This window comes from Actinoplanes sandaracinus, from assembly GCF_030009775.1.
Classification (GTDB): Bacteria; Actinomycetota; Actinomycetes; order Mycobacteriales; family Micromonosporaceae; genus Actinoplanes; species Actinoplanes sandaracinus.
Genome location: NZ_JASCTH010000007.1, coordinates 163,855 through 177,334, shown reverse-complemented (window position 1 = coordinate 177,334; position 13,480 = coordinate 163,855). Strand labels below are relative to the sequence as shown.

General features: G+C 69.4%; 15 protein-coding genes. 11 read left to right on the top strand and 4 right to left on the bottom strand.

Annotation, left to right across the window (positions count from 1 at the left end):
• Window positions 1-16: 16 nt before the first annotated feature.
• Together QLQ12_RS12760 and QLQ12_RS12755 are read left to right on the top strand one after the other, a co-directional pair.
• Window positions 17-436, top strand: a complete 420-nt coding sequence (locus QLQ12_RS12760) for an EVE domain-containing protein (protein WP_282759662.1) — start codon at window positions 17-19, stop codon at window positions 434-436.
• On the top strand, window positions 433-873 hold the full coding sequence (locus tag QLQ12_RS12755) for a MarR family winged helix-turn-helix transcriptional regulator (protein WP_282759661.1): 441 nt from the start codon (window positions 433-435) through the stop codon (window positions 871-873). Before QLQ12_RS12760 ends, QLQ12_RS12755 begins: the two co-directional genes overlap by 4 nt.
• 50 nt (window positions 874-923) lie before the next feature.
• Here QLQ12_RS12755 and QLQ12_RS12750 read toward each other — a convergent pair whose 3' ends face one another.
• The gene (locus QLQ12_RS12750) at window positions 924-1,328 is read right to left on the bottom strand and encodes a DoxX family protein (protein ID WP_282759659.1); all 405 of its coding nucleotides are present in this window, start codon (window positions 1,326-1,328) and stop codon (window positions 924-926) included.
• Between the two features lie 268 nt (window positions 1,329-1,596).
• Between QLQ12_RS12750 and QLQ12_RS12745 the strand changes: the two genes are divergently transcribed.
• Complete coding sequence (locus QLQ12_RS12745) at window positions 1,597-2,433, top strand: LLM class flavin-dependent oxidoreductase (protein WP_282759657.1); 837 nt, start codon at window positions 1,597-1,599, stop codon at window positions 2,431-2,433.
• 115 nt (window positions 2,434-2,548) lie between these two features.
• Here QLQ12_RS12745 and QLQ12_RS12740 read toward each other — a convergent pair whose 3' ends face one another.
• Entirely contained in the window at window positions 2,549-4,159 is a 1,611-nt protein-coding gene (locus QLQ12_RS12740) for a cellulase family glycosylhydrolase (protein ID WP_282759655.1), read from the bottom strand.
• A 332-nt stretch (window positions 4,160-4,491) separates the two neighbouring features.
• The gene (locus QLQ12_RS12735; RefSeq protein WP_282759654.1) at window positions 4,492-5,199 is read right to left on the bottom strand and encodes a hypothetical protein; all 708 of its coding nucleotides are present in this window, start codon (window positions 5,197-5,199) and stop codon (window positions 4,492-4,494) included.
• 48 nt (window positions 5,200-5,247) lie between these two features.
• Between QLQ12_RS12735 and QLQ12_RS12730 the strand changes: the two genes are divergently transcribed.
• From QLQ12_RS12730 to QLQ12_RS12715, 4 genes are all read left to right on the top strand, one after another.
• Entirely contained in the window at window positions 5,248-5,781 is a 534-nt protein-coding gene (locus tag QLQ12_RS12730; protein ID WP_282759653.1) for a hypothetical protein, read from the top strand.
• A 98-nt stretch (window positions 5,782-5,879) separates the two neighbouring features.
• On the top strand, window positions 5,880-6,293 hold the full coding sequence (locus QLQ12_RS12725) for a nuclear transport factor 2 family protein (RefSeq protein WP_282759651.1): 414 nt from the start codon (window positions 5,880-5,882) through the stop codon (window positions 6,291-6,293).
• A 220-nt stretch (window positions 6,294-6,513) separates the two neighbouring features.
• Entirely contained in the window at window positions 6,514-6,801 is a 288-nt protein-coding gene (locus QLQ12_RS12720) for a YciI family protein (RefSeq protein WP_282759649.1), read from the top strand.
• A gap of 389 nt (window positions 6,802-7,190) precedes the next feature.
• A complete protein-coding gene (locus QLQ12_RS12715; RefSeq protein WP_282759647.1) occupies window positions 7,191-8,438 on the top strand; it encodes a glycosyltransferase family 4 protein in 1,248 nt (415 codons plus the stop codon).
• Window positions 8,439-8,469: 31 nt separating this feature from the next.
• Here QLQ12_RS12715 and QLQ12_RS12710 read toward each other — a convergent pair whose 3' ends face one another.
• Window positions 8,470-8,808 carry a hypothetical protein gene (locus QLQ12_RS12710; protein ID WP_282759645.1) on the bottom strand — a complete coding sequence of 113 codons (339 nt, stop codon included), beginning with the start codon at window positions 8,806-8,808 and terminating at the stop codon, window positions 8,470-8,472.
• A 246-nt stretch (window positions 8,809-9,054) separates the two neighbouring features.
• Between QLQ12_RS12710 and hppD the strand changes: the two genes are divergently transcribed.
• From hppD to fahA, 4 genes are read left to right on the top strand one after another with little or no spacing between them, the layout of a single operon-like run.
• The gene (gene hppD, locus QLQ12_RS12705; protein ID WP_282759644.1) at window positions 9,055-10,260 is read left to right on the top strand and encodes a 4-hydroxyphenylpyruvate dioxygenase; all 1,206 of its coding nucleotides are present in this window, start codon (window positions 9,055-9,057) and stop codon (window positions 10,258-10,260) included.
• Between the two features lie 24 nt (window positions 10,261-10,284).
• On the top strand, window positions 10,285-11,481 hold the full coding sequence (locus QLQ12_RS12700) for a homogentisate 1,2-dioxygenase (RefSeq protein WP_282759643.1): 1,197 nt from the start codon (window positions 10,285-10,287) through the stop codon (window positions 11,479-11,481).
• Window positions 11,478-12,257, top strand: a complete 780-nt coding sequence (locus QLQ12_RS12695; RefSeq protein WP_282759641.1) for a hypothetical protein — start codon at window positions 11,478-11,480, stop codon at window positions 12,255-12,257. Before QLQ12_RS12700 ends, QLQ12_RS12695 begins: the two co-directional genes overlap by 4 nt.
• Entirely contained in the window at window positions 12,254-13,465 is a 1,212-nt protein-coding gene (fahA, locus tag QLQ12_RS12690) for a fumarylacetoacetase (RefSeq protein ID WP_282759639.1), read from the top strand. The genes QLQ12_RS12695 and fahA overlap by 4 nt, the downstream gene beginning before the upstream one ends.
• The last annotated feature ends 15 nt before the right edge of the window (window positions 13,466-13,480 follow it).

Sequence of the window (13,480 nt, the reverse complement as noted above, 5' to 3'; positions counted from 1 at the left end):
CGGCGAGGGCGCGGGCATGACGCGCTGGCTCGGTGTGGTGTGCCGCGACCACGTCCAGCGCGGCGCCGAGCTGGGCATCGCCCAGCTCGGCCATGGCAGGCGTGACGGGTTGGCCCGGCTCGCGGCGGGCGACTGGCTCGTCTACTACTCGCCGCGGACCAGCCTGCGCGACGGCACCCCGCTGCAGGCGTTCACGGCAATCGGCGTGGTCGCCGACGGCGAGATCTGGCAGGCCCACGAGGGAGACTTCCATCCCTGGCGGCGCCGGGTCGACTACCTTCCCGATGTGGTCGACACACCGATCCGGTCGCTGGGCCTGGACCTCACCGCCCGGGCGGGCTGGGGTGTCCAGCTGCGCCGCGGCCTGCTGCGTCTCACCGACGGCGACTTCGAGCGGATCCACGCGGCCATGCGCTCCCCGCGGGTGCCATCGTGACGCTGGCGTCGCGGCACGACAGCGCCGACGACAGCCCCGGCCTGCTGCTGTGGCAGGTCACCAACCGGTGGCAGGCCGCCCAGCGGGCGGCGCTGAAACCGTTCGACATCACCCATGTGCAGTTCGTGCTGCTGGCGACGCTCACCTATCTGGGCCCGGCCGGCCCGGTCACCCAGAAAGCTCTCGCCGACATGGCCGCCACCGACGCGATGATGACCTCGCAGGTGCTGCGCACCCTGGAGAGCCGCGGCCTGGTCCACCGGCCGGCCCATCCCACCGACCGGCGGGCCCGGGCGGTGGCCGTCACCGAAGCCGGCCGTGACCTCGCCAATCAGGCCGTGGTCGCGGTGGAGGCGTGCGACGCCGCCTTCTTCGCCGGTCTCGGCGACCACCTGCCCGCGTTCACCGCGGCTCTGCGCACACTCCGTGCCGGATGACATCCGGGAGCACGGCAGGCGGCGCCGGCGGCCGGTGATTCGCCGTTCTCCTACCGCTTCAGGAGGCGGCTGAGCGAGTCGCGGCGGCCCCAGGCGATGAACACGAAGAGGGCGAACAACGCCACGGGGGTGATCACCAGCGCGCCGCCGTGCAGGATGGCGGCCTGCGTGATGGCCGCACCCACCATCAGCAGGGCGAGGCCCACGGCGGCGGGCCCGGCGAGGCGCGGCACGAGCAGTCCGGCACCACCGGCCAGCTCCACCAGCCCGACGAAGTAGCGGAACCACGTGGGAGCGCCCATGTCCTCGAAGGTCTGGACGGCGTACGCCTCACCGAACAGCTTGGGCCCGGCCGAAGCGACGACGAGAAACACCCCTAGGAATACCTGAATCACCCACAACGTCCGGTGCAACCGGGGCGCGGCCGTGGCAGGTGCGGTGTCGACGACGGTCATGGTGTGTCCTCAGCTCGCAGGAAGTGACGCTTGCCGCCCCGGACTGATCGAGGCGTCTGTGTAGACCTGCGAGGCGGGCGGAACTCATCGCCCGCCGCCCACGAATCCCGGCGGGAAATGAGGTTTCGCCGCCGCGAGGTGGCGCCTATGCTCGCCGGGACTCCGCTTCCCGGGCCGAGAACCACGTCGCAGACAACCCCGGGGCCCGCACCTCACCGGGCAGGAGGTGGCGACTCGCTGGTTGCCGCCTACGTTCGGAGAGAACATCATGGATTACGGTTTGGGCCTGCCCATCAGCGCCCCCGAGCGGTTGCTCGATTGGGCCCGCGCGGCCGAGGCCGCCGGCTTCGGCACCCTCGCCCTGCTCGACCGGCTCGCCTTCGACAATCCTGAGCCGCTGACCGCTCTGGCCGTCCTGGCCGGCGCCACCGGTCGCATCCGCCTGCAGACCGAGGTCCTGCTGGGTCCGTTGCGGGGCACGGCACTGCTGGCCAAGCAGGTCGCCACGATCGATCGCATGTCCGGCGGCCGCTTCGTGCTGGGTGTCGGCATCGGCGGCCGCGAGGACGACCACGCGGCCGCCGGGACACCGATCGAGCAGCGCGGCCGCATGCTCGACGCCCAGCTGACCGCGATGCGGGAGATCTGGCGGGGCGGGGAGTTCCGCACCGCCACCATCGGTCCCCGCCCGGCCACCGCCGGCGGCCCGCCGATCCTCATCGGCGGCTTCGCCCCGGCCGCGCTGCGCCGGGTCGCCCGGTACGGCGAGGGCTTCATCTGCGCGGCCCCGCTGACCTGGGCCGGCCCACTGGTGCAGACGGTGCGACAGGAGTGGGCGGACGCCGGGCGGCCGGGAAGGCCGCGCCTGGTCTGCCAGATCAACGTGGCGGTCGGCCCACGCGAGACGGTGGAGCGGGGCCGCCGTGCCGTGGCCGGCTACTACGCGTTCACGGGCCGGCCCGGATGGGGCGAACCGCTGACCGATCCGGCGCAGATCGCGGAGACCGCCGCCGCCTACCGCGAGCTCGGCGCCGACGAGCTCGTGCTGTACTGCTACGCCGACGATCCTCGGCAGGTGGACACCCTCGCTGAGATACTGCTCTGAGTCACGTCGGTGAGCGGGGCCAGCTCCGCTGACGGGCCGGCTCCGCTGACGGGCCGGCTCCGCTCACCGATCCGGTTGCCGAACGGGAGAGGCCATGCTCCGGAGAGCTCGGCCGTCAGGCGGAGGCCGCACCGACGTCCAGGCGATCGACGTTGACCAGCCCGGCTGCCGTGGTCGGATCCAGCCGGATGGTGTTGGCGCCGGCCTTCAGCGTGACGGTCACGGACTTGGTGGTCCAGCTTGCCCACGTGCTGGTGGACTCGAACGAGACCGTCGAGACCGCGATTCCGTTGACTGCCAGGTTCGCTGACCGTGCGCCGGTGGCGCCGTTGGCGAACCGGATCCGCACCGTGACCGGGCCGGCCGCGGACGCGTTGACCGTGAACTGAGCGTAGGCGCCGATCGCGTTGCTTCCGTTGCAGAATCCGGTGCCGGAGTAGCCGGCGTGATTCGCATCGATGGTGCCCTGGCACACAGCCGGTGCGGTCTCCGCCTCATACCGCTGCGACGGTTGGGCCGGGCCGCTGCCGACGGCGCTCATGATGGCATCAACAATGCCCTGCTGGGTCACCGTGGCAGAGCCTCGGTTGAACAGCCCGAACCCGTACTGCCCGTTCACACCGTTGTCCCAGTAGGCGGTGGCCGCTCCGTATTTTTTGGCAGTGGCCACCAATGTGCGCGCGAAGTCGGCACGGTACCTGTTGTTCGAGGAGTCGAACGACGTCTTGTCGATGGCGCCGTATTCGCCGACGAACACCGGATAGCCTCGCACGACGAAAGTGTCGTACATCTTCTTCAACTGCGCGTCCAGATGGTCTTCCTGTCCCCAGGTCGACCTCTTCGACGGGTTGGTCGCGGCCGGCCCCCATTGCGTGATGGTGCCGTCCTCCGTTCCCGTGAAGTCCCACGGGTCGTAATAGTGAACCGAGATCATGATCCTCTGCTCATTGCTGGGAATGGTTGAGGATCGATTCAGGTCCGTCGGAAGAACGAAGCCGTAGTTGCCCGCGGTGTACTCGATGTTCGTGTTCCAGCCCGGGACGAGCAGCCACCTTGAACTGTTGTTCGACCCGGTTCTCCGCACGGTGTCCACGAAGATCTGGTTGTAGGCGTTGATGTTCGAGTAGCACGGTTGAGTGGGGCGGCCGTATTGCCCGTCGAAGTTTTCGTTCATGGATTCGAAGATCAGGCGATCGCTGTAACCCTGAAACCTGGTCGCGATCTGCTGCCATGCCTTCTGGTACCGGTCCCTGATCGTCGTCTGGGAAGTCGAATCACAGATCAGCCAGGATCCGGAGACGGTTTTGTAGCCGTCTCCATGCATGTTGATCAGCACATACAGGCCTCGGTTGTGGGCGTAGTCGACGACTTCTCGGACCCTGTTCAGCCAGGAGGGGTTGATCGTGTAATTCGGGCCGGGGCCGATGTGGCCCAGGTAGGACACCGGGATGCGGATCGTCTTGAATCCCGCCGCCTTCACCCTGTCGACAAGAGCTTGCGTTACGATCGGGTTGTTCCATGCCGTTTCGCTGGGGATTCCGTTGGCACTGGCTTCCAGCGAGTTTCCTAGATTCCAGCCCGCGCCCATGTCGGCGACAAGCTGCGAAGCGTTCAGTGGGGCCGCGACGTCGGCCGACGCCGGACTCGTCACGCCGGACACGGATCCGGTCAGCGTCAGAGCGGCGGCAAGAAACGCGAACCGGACCTTCCTCGATTGTGAGCCCATCGGTATCTCCCTGCATTCGGTCTGGAGGCGTGGAAACCAACTTGATCGACGTGGCTGACTGCGCGGCGTCGGCGCTCGGCGTGACCACCGGTGTGGCCGTGCCCGGCGGGAAAGGCGGCGCCTTCGATTCATTGCGTCGCAGCGCGTTTCTGTCCGAGGCGGATGCATGCGACCGTGTGCGGGCATGCGAAGGGAACGGTCGACGAGGCCCGCCGATCGACACATAGAGTTGTCGAACCGCTTCGACGTTGTTTGATGTTGCGGGGATGTTAACTTTCGGGGTGGCTGAATCATAGGCATGTGTCGATGGCGAAACAAGGGCGGAGTCCGTGTCAGCCCAGCATGCCGAGGATGGTCATCGCGGCGCCGGCGATCAGGACCGCGCCGCACCAGCCGGCGACCGCACGTGGACGGGGCGTCTGGCCTTCCCGGAGAACCCGCGCCCCCAGGGGAATCAGGGCCACGATCAGGCCGGCCACGGCGATGATCGACAGCGGGGTGGTGCCCTTGAGTACGCCCAGGGGCAGTGCGGACATCGCCGCCAGGGCGATCGCCCGGGGCAGGCCGAGGACGCGGGCGCGCCAGGCGCCGACCGCGAGCACGATCCAGCCTGCCATGATCGCCACGGAGAGCGCGCTGATGATGTGGTAGGCAGTGTAGGAGTCGGCCACCGCCTGGGTCGCCGTCGGCAGGTCTTGGACCCGGACCAGCTGAAATGCCAGATGGTCGACTCCGGCGTGGAAGGTTCGGGCGAACAGGCCGAACGTCGCCAGGGCCCCGCCCCAGACAGCGATGATCGGCTTTGTCGCGCCGATGCGCTGAGCGAGCACGGCGACGGCGGGCCACAGCAGCACGTTGCCGGCGAGGAAGCAGCTGTAGGCGGTGAGCATCAAGGCCGGGTGCTGGGCGTACGCGGCGAGTTGCTCGGGGAAGAAGAAGTCGCGCCCAGCGCGGAGCAGGACCCCGGTCGACATGAGCAGCGGGCCGAGAACGAGTGCGACGCCGCCGAGCCAGCGGCCGGGAAAACGCGGTTCCGTCATGAGATCGACAGTGGCCCATCGGTGACACCCGGCGCGTCGGAGCACGGTATGAACGTGACCGTCAGACCGTGGTCGGACGGCGCCTTCCGCCGAACCTGCTGCGGCCGGAATCGCGAACGCGTCATCGCGGCACAAGCGGATGGCGCCTACTCTTTCGTCGTGGCCCGGTCCCGTATCAGGAGCATCGTCGTCGAGGACATCGCCTACCGATGGACCGTCGGCCTGGTGGATCCTGGCCATGTCAGGGTCAAGGTCTGGCACGACGCACCCCGGCGCGGCGGCGCGTTGGAGGTCATGGTGGCCTTCGACGACCCATGGCTGAACTACGGGCCGATCATCACCGCACCTGCCGGCCGGGCGGCCGAAGTGTTCGAGCTGAACCCCATCGCGCCGGCTCTGGTCGCGAAGATCGTCCGGGAGGCGCTCGGCGCGGGCTGGCAGGCGCATCACAGTGGAACGACGCGGTTCCAGCTCACCCGTGACCGGGAACGCCTGGAGCCATCCCCGCAAATGACAGGGCGTCGGGCGTTGCCGTGCACGCCTCCAGCTCAGACGGCGCGGCGGATCACACCACCGGATTGACCTCCTTCGATAGAACCTGTTCTACTGGCGTGACGGCGGTGGTCACGAGGACGCTGGGGGACAGCCCGCGAGTGCGGCCGCATGACGGGAGACCGGTGATGACGGAAGCGGTCGCGACAGTGCGGGACCTGGCACGCCGTTCCCAGGCGGCGGCCGGCGCCAACGACCGGGAGGCCTGGCTCGGTCTGTTCACGCCGGACGCGATCGTCCAGGACCCGGTCGGTCCGTCGCCGCTCGATCCCGCGGGCGCCGGGCACCGCGGCGCCGCGGCCATCGCGGTCTTCTACGACACCGTGATCGCCCAGGTGGACAGTCTCCGCTTCGAGATCGAGCGGTCGTACCTCTGCGGCGACGAGGTGGCCGACGTGGGCTCGATCCACATGAGCCTGCCCGGCGGGCAGACCGCCGTCGTGCGCGGCGTGTTCACCTACCGGGGCGACGGCAACGGCAGGCTCTCCGCCCTGCGGGCGTACTGGGAGTTCGGCTCCCTGGAGTTCACCGACGCTCGATGAGCCTCCCGCGCGGGCGCCGCGCCGATGGAACCCACCCGTCCGGCCGGGGCTTGTGGCTGCCGCGCGCCTCGTCGTGACGCGACGGTCGGGTCAGCGGGCCGGGGTCTCGGCGAGGGTGGCCAGACGGTCGAGGTCCACGGCGAGGGAGTTCTGCACGTCGTCGCCCATGCGCCGGGCCCACCGGCGGGCCCGGGCGTCCACCGTCATTTACGATCATGCAATGTTCGTGGTGGTACTTACCTACCGGGCCGACCTCGCCCGGGTCGACGAGGCGCTGCAGGATCACATCGCCTGGCTGGACCGGCAGTATGCCGACGGGGTGTTCATCGCCTCCGGCCGGCGCGTGCCCCGCGTCGGTGGCGTGATCCTGGCCGGCGGCCTCTCCGCGGAGGATCTCGAGCGCCGGCTCGCCGAGGATCCGTTCCGCCGGCTCGGCCTCGCCGAGTACGCCGTGACCGAGTTCGTCGCCTCCCGAGCCGCGGCCGGCTTCGAGCGACTCCTGTCGTAGCCGCGCGGCCCGACGGCCGCGCCGGCCGGAGACCGACGGCCGGGCCGAGGTGGAATGGGTGGTCAAGGCCACATTCAGGGCTGGAAAAGCACGCGGATGTGACCGATACAGCCCGAGATGTCGTTGCTGTCTGTTGGTGCCTAGCGGTGTCGCGGATGGGCCCGTCCTCCGAACCGCCGTCCGAAGACGGTCAGACGATCGATTTCGTGCCCGGCATCCGCGCTGCTAGCTTGGCCTCTGCTGCGGGCGACCTGGAAGCTCCAGCCGCCTTGTGGCATGCGAGTTCGCACCCGACATGGATGAGCGTCAGGCCCGGCGGCCGGTAGTCATCGGCGGGATGCCCGATTCGAGGGACAGCGCCGATTGACAGCGAAACATAGGTTGTGCCCGTGAACATTCGGTATCTGTTGCACAACGCGTACGGGATCGGCGGAACCATCCGTACGGTCTTCAATCAGGCCAACGCGCTGTGCGCCACCCACGACGTCGAGATCGCCAGCGTGTACCGGACCTCCGAGGTGCCCGCCTTCACGCTCGATCCACGGGTGCGGCTGGTGTCCGTGACGGACCTTCGCCCCGACGGCTCGCGGTGGACCGACGAGGCGGGCACCAACTCCCGGCTGTGGCGCAAGACCCGTCGCATGCCGAACCCGATGCCGCACGGCCGGGACTTCCGGTACAAGCGCTGGGATCCCCAGGTCGACCTGTTGGTGATCCGCTACATGCGCGCCCAGGAGAAGGGCACGGTGCTGATCTCGACGCGGCCGGCGCTCAACCTGCTGTCCGCCTGGTTCGGGCCGCGCAAGCTGATCCGTATCGGTCAGGACCACATGAACTACCGCAGCTACCGGTTGCGGCTGCAGGCACAGATCAAGCGCGCCTATCCGCGGCTGGACGCCGTGTCGGTGCTGACGCAGGCCGACCTCGCCGACTACCGCGAGGCGCTCGGCGACGCGGTCCGGCTGGTCCGCATCCCGAACGGCATCCCGGCTCGCACCGGCGCGCCCGACGCCGAGCGGGACCGGACGCTGATCGCCGCCGGGCGGCTGGAGCGGCAGAAGGGCTTCGATCTGCTGATCGAGTCGTTCGTGCCGGTCCACGAGAAGCACCCGGACTGGCAGCTCAACATCTTCGGTGACGGCAAGTGGCGGAAGAAGCTGACCGCCATGATCGCCGAACGCGGTCTGGACGAGGTGGTCCATCTGCGTGGGACGACCCGGAACCTGGACGCGGAACTCACCAGGTCGTCGATCTTCGTGCTCAGCTCCCGCAAGGAGGGCCTGCCGATGGTCCTGCTGGAGGCGATGAACGCGGGTCTGCCGGTGGTGTCGTTCGACTGCCCGACCGGCCCGGCCGATGTGGTCGACGACGGCGGCAACGGCGTGCTCGTTCCGGCCGAGGATCTGGAGGGTCTGGCCGCCGGCATGTCGCGCCTGATCGAGAACAGTCAGGAGCGCGAGGCGATGGGGTTGGCCGCGCGTGCCACCGGCGCTCAGTATGAGATGCACGTCATCGCCGCGCACTGGGAGAAGCTGTTCGCCGAGCTGACCGGCCGGACGGCCGGCGAACCGAAGATCCCGGCGCAGAGGGTCAGCCAGGAGAGCGCTGAGGAAAGCGCGCGGGAGAGCAGGCGGTAAACGGTGACGCCGGCTCCTCGGCCGAAGGGGTTCAGCCGAAGAGCCGGCGCACCACCGTCTCCGCCACCGCGTGCGCGAAGGTGGCGTCGTCGTACGGTCCGAGCCGCAGTGTCACCGTGTCGCCGCCGGGCAGGTGCAGCCGGACCACGTACTGCCTGGCGTTGGGCTCGTCGTCGTCCTGATGCACCGACCCGACCAGCACCGCGGTCGCCTGGCGCGCGTCGACGAGGCCGCCGAAGCAGTGGAACCATCCCTCGACGTCGGTCACCTCGGCCCGCTGCACCTCGGTGCGCATGAGTTCCCTGCCGGCGGGTGACGCCGGATGGACGGCCGTCCGCAGTGGGGAGGCCGGTCGCTCTTCTTCAGTCATCCACCAATAGGACGTGTTTCGACCGGGTTGCCGCCATCCTCCGTCGGATAGACGCCGCCGGGTTGACAATTGTCTGAAGGGCGTGGGCGTCTGCCCAGCGACCGAAGACTGAGCAGACTGCTCAGCTAGCGGCGGCCTTGGTGATCCGTTCTGGGCAATCTGCTCGGCCGTGAATGTACTTGTTGTGCAGTGAGCGGCGTCTCACCATTCTGTGGGCATCAGCAAGGCACGCGGAAAGGGAGCAGGATGTCTGTCAATGACACGCTGACCAGCGAGGAGCGTCTCGCCGAGCTCGACCTCGACACGCTCAAGCAGCTCGTCGGACTGGTCGAGTACGACTCGGCCGGCGACCCCTTCCCGGTGACCGGCTGGGACGCGATCGTCTGGGCCGTCGGCAACGCCACCCAGACCGCGCACTTCTTCCAGTCCGCGTTCGGCATGGAGCTGATCGCCTACTCGGGGCCGGAGACCGGCAACCGCGACCACATGTCGTACGTGCTGAAGAGCGGCGCCATCCGCTTCGTGATCAACGGCGGGGTGCACCCGGACAGCCCGGTCATCGCCCACCACGCCCGGCACGGCGACGGCATCACCGACATCGCCCTGTCGGTGCCGGACGTCGACAAGTGCGTCGAGCACGCCCGTGCCCAGGGCGCCACCGTGCTGGAGGAGCCGCACGACGTCTCCGACGAGTTCGGCACCGTCCGGATCGCGGCGATCGCGGCGTACGGCGAGACCCGGCACACCCTGGTCAACCGCACCCACTACACCGGCCCGTACCTGCCCGGCTATGTCGCCCGGACCTCGGCGTACCGCAAGCGTCCCGGCGCCCCGAAGCGGATCTTCCAGGCGCTGGACCATATCGTCGGCAACGTCGAGCTCGGCGCCATGGACCAGTGGGTGGACTTCTACAACCGGGTCATGGGTTTCACCAACATGGCCGAGTTCATCGGCGACGACATCGCCACCGACTACTCGGCGCTGATGAGCAAGGTCGTCGCGTCCGGTAACCACCGGGTGAAGTTCCCGCTCAACGAGCCGGCGATCGGCAAGAAGAAGTCGCAGATCGACGAGTACCTGGAGTTCTACGGCGGCCCCGGCGCGCAGCACCTGGCGCTGGCCACCAACGACATCCTGCGCGCGGTGGACGCCCTGGTCGAGGAGGGCGTCGAGTTCCTCGCCACGCCCGACTCGTACTACTCGGACCCGGAACTGCGCGCGCGTATCGGTGAAGTCCGGGTTCCGATCGAAGAACTGCAGAAGCGCGGAATTCTGGTAGACCGGGACGAGGACGGCTATCTGCTGCAGATCTTCACGAAGCCGATCGGTGACCGGCCCACCGTCTTCTTCGAGCTGATCGAACGGCACGGCTCGCTCGGCTTCGGCAAGGGCAACTTCAAGGCCCTGTTCGAGGCGATCGAGCGGGAACAGGCGAAGCGCGGCAACTTCTGAGTCAGATCTCAACGGAGAGGTCTCATGGCGCACTATCAGCGGGCGGGCAGCATCCCGGCCAAACGGCACACCCAGCATCGTGACGCGGACGGCAAGCTCTACTACGAGGAGCTGATGGGGGAGGAGGGCTTCTCCTCCGACTCGTCGCTGCTCTATCACCGGCACGTCCCGTCGGCGGTCGTCGGCGCCCGGATCTGGCAGCTGCCCGACCAGGCGACCGAGGCCAACCAGCCGCTGTTGCCCCGCCATCTCAAGCTGCACGCGCTCTTCGAGGGCGAGGAGTGGAAGAGCTGCGACGCGGTCCGGGACCGGCGGCTGGTCCTGGGCAACGCCGACGTGCGGATCAACTACGTGGTCGCGGGCACGGCCTCGCCGCTGTACCGCAACGCCACCGGTGACGAGTGCGTCTACGTCGAGGCCGGCACGGGCGCCGTCGAGACGGTCTTCGGTGACCTGGAGGTCGGGCCCGGCGACTACGTGATCATCCCGCGGGCCACCACGCACCGCTGGGTGCCGGCGGGGGACGGGCCGCTGCGCCTGTACGCGATCGAGGCGAACAGTCACATCGCCCCGCCGAAGCGCTACCTGTCGCGGTACGGGCAGTTCCTGGAACACGCGCCGTACTGCGAACGCGACCTGCGCACCCCGAACGCTCCGCAGTCGGTGGAGGGGGAGAACGTCGAGGTCTACATCAAGCATCGCGGCGACGGCCCGGCCGGGCTCGCCGGGACCGTGTACGTGGTGCCGCACCACCCGTTCGACGTGGTCGGCTGGGACGGGTGCCTGTACCCGTACGCGTTCAACATCGCCGACTTCGAGCCGATCACCGGCCGGGTCCACCAGCCGCCGCCGGTGCACCAGGTCTTCGAGGGCGCCAACTTCGTGATCTGCAACTTCGTGCCGCGCAAGGTCGACTACCACCCGCTGGCCGTGCCGGTGCCGTACTACCACGCGAACGTCGACAGCGACGAGGTCATGTTCTACGTGGGCGGCGACTACGAGGCCCGCAAGGGTTCCGGCATCAACGTCGGCTCGGTCTCCCTGCATCCGGGCGGGCACTCGCACGGCCCCCAGCCGAGCGCGATCGAGGCCAGCCTCGGCGCGGAACGATTCGACGAGCTGGCCGTCATGGTCGACACGTTCCGGCCGCTCGGCCTCGGCGAGGCGGGCCGGGTCTGTGACGACGGCGTCTACGCCTGGACCTGGGCGCGGAAATCGTGAACCCGCTGTTCACGGGCCTGTTCGACGACGCGGCCATCTTTCCGCCCGGCAATCTGCCGATGCCCGCCGCCGTCACCGCGCACCGGGAACGGCGGGCGTCGCCGCTGGCGCCGCTGCTCGGGCCGTTCGTCTGCTCACTGGCACGCTGGGGCGAGCTGACCGCCGCGGCCGAAAGGTCCGCGGCGGACGGCGGCCCGGCGCTGCCGGTCTCGCTCGTCCTTCCGGACGGCGGGGCCGAGCTGCCCGCACACCCGGCTGTGGAGATCGTCGCGGTGGAGAGCACGAGGACCGGCCTCGTCGGGACGCTTCCGGCGTACCAGGAGATCCCCTGCGCGGAGATCACCGCGACGCGCGTCGCGGCCTTGCGCGACGCCGGCCTCCGCCTCAAGATCAGGACCGGTGGGGTACGGGCGGAGGCGTTCCCGTCCGAGGAGGAGCTGGCGCAGGCCATCTGGTACGCGGTGCGCGGCGGGCTCGCGTTCAAGTTGACCGCCGGGCTGCACGATCCGATCCGCCATCGCGACCCGGTGACCGGTTTTGAACATCACGGCTATCTGAACGTCCTCCTGGCGACCACCCGGGCCCTGCAGGGTTACGCGATCGAGCGGGCGCTGGCCGACCAGGACGGCGCACGGGTGGCGGCCGCGGTCGCCGCGATCGACGAGGTCGTGGCCAAGGCGGTCCGGCACCATTTCATCAGTTTCGGCACGTGCAGCATCAGCGAGCCGGTCGACGGCCTGCTGCGATACGGACTTCTCTCAAAGGATCTGCGTTGACCTGGCTCGGCATCCCGGCAGACCACCCGTTCGGCGTCGCCACCCTGCCCTACGGGGTGTTCGGCACGCCCGGCGACCCGCACCCGCGCGCCGGCGTCGCCGTCGGCGAGTGGATCATCGACCTTCCGGCGGCCGCCCGCCGCCTGGCCCCGGAGCTGGCCGGCGCCGTCGCGGGGCCGTCGCTCGACGCCCTGCTCGCCGCCGGCCCGCGGGTCTGGGCCGAGGTGCGCGCCCGGCTGACCACCTGGCTGACCGAGGAGGTCTACCGTGACCTGCTCGCGCACGCCCTGGTGCCGGCCCGCGACGCGATCATGCACCTGCCGTTCACGGTCGCCGACTACGTCGACTTCTACGCCTCCGAGCAGCACGCGACCAACCTGGGACGGATGTTCCGTCCCGGCCAGGACCCGCTGACCCCGAACTGGAAGCACCTGCCGATCGGCTACCACGGCCGGGCCGGCACCGTCGTCGTCTCCGGCACCGAGGTCGTCCGCCCGTCCGGCCAGCGGCGCGGCCCCGACGGTGAGATCACCTTCGGGCCGTCCCGGCGTCTCGACATCGAGGCCGAGCTCGGCTTCGTCGTCGGCGCCGGATCGACGTTGGGCCGGCCCGTCGACATGAGCCGATTCCCCGAGCACGTCTTTGGGGTGTGCCTGGTCAACGACTGGTCCGCCCGCGACATCCAGGCGTGGGAGTACGTTCCGCTCGGCCCGTTCCTCGGCAAGTCGTTCGCCACCTCGATCTCGCCGTGGATCGTCCCGCTGACCGCTCTGGATCACGCCCGGGTGGTGCCGCCGGCACGGACCGTGCCGTTGCTGCCCTACCTGGACGACGCCGGTGCCCCGCCGTGGGGTCTCGATCTGCGCCTGGAGGTCCGGCTCAACGGTCACGTCGTGTCCCGGCCGGAGTTCGCCGGCATGTACTGGACCGGCGCGCAGATGCTCGCCCACATGACCGCCAACGGGGCGTCGCTGCGCACCGGCGACCTCTACGCCTCCGGCACCGTCAGCGGCGCCTCGCCCGACCAGCGGGGTTCGCTGATCGAACTCTGCTGGGGCGGTGAGGAGCCGGTCAAACTGCCGGACGGCTCGGTCCGCACCTTCCTGGAGGACGGCGACGAGGTCGTGATCACCGCGACCGCGCCCGGCCCGGACGGCGCCGTGATCGGCCTCGGCGCCGTGGGCGGCCGCATCGGCGCCGCCCGGTAGCGACGTCTCCGGCCC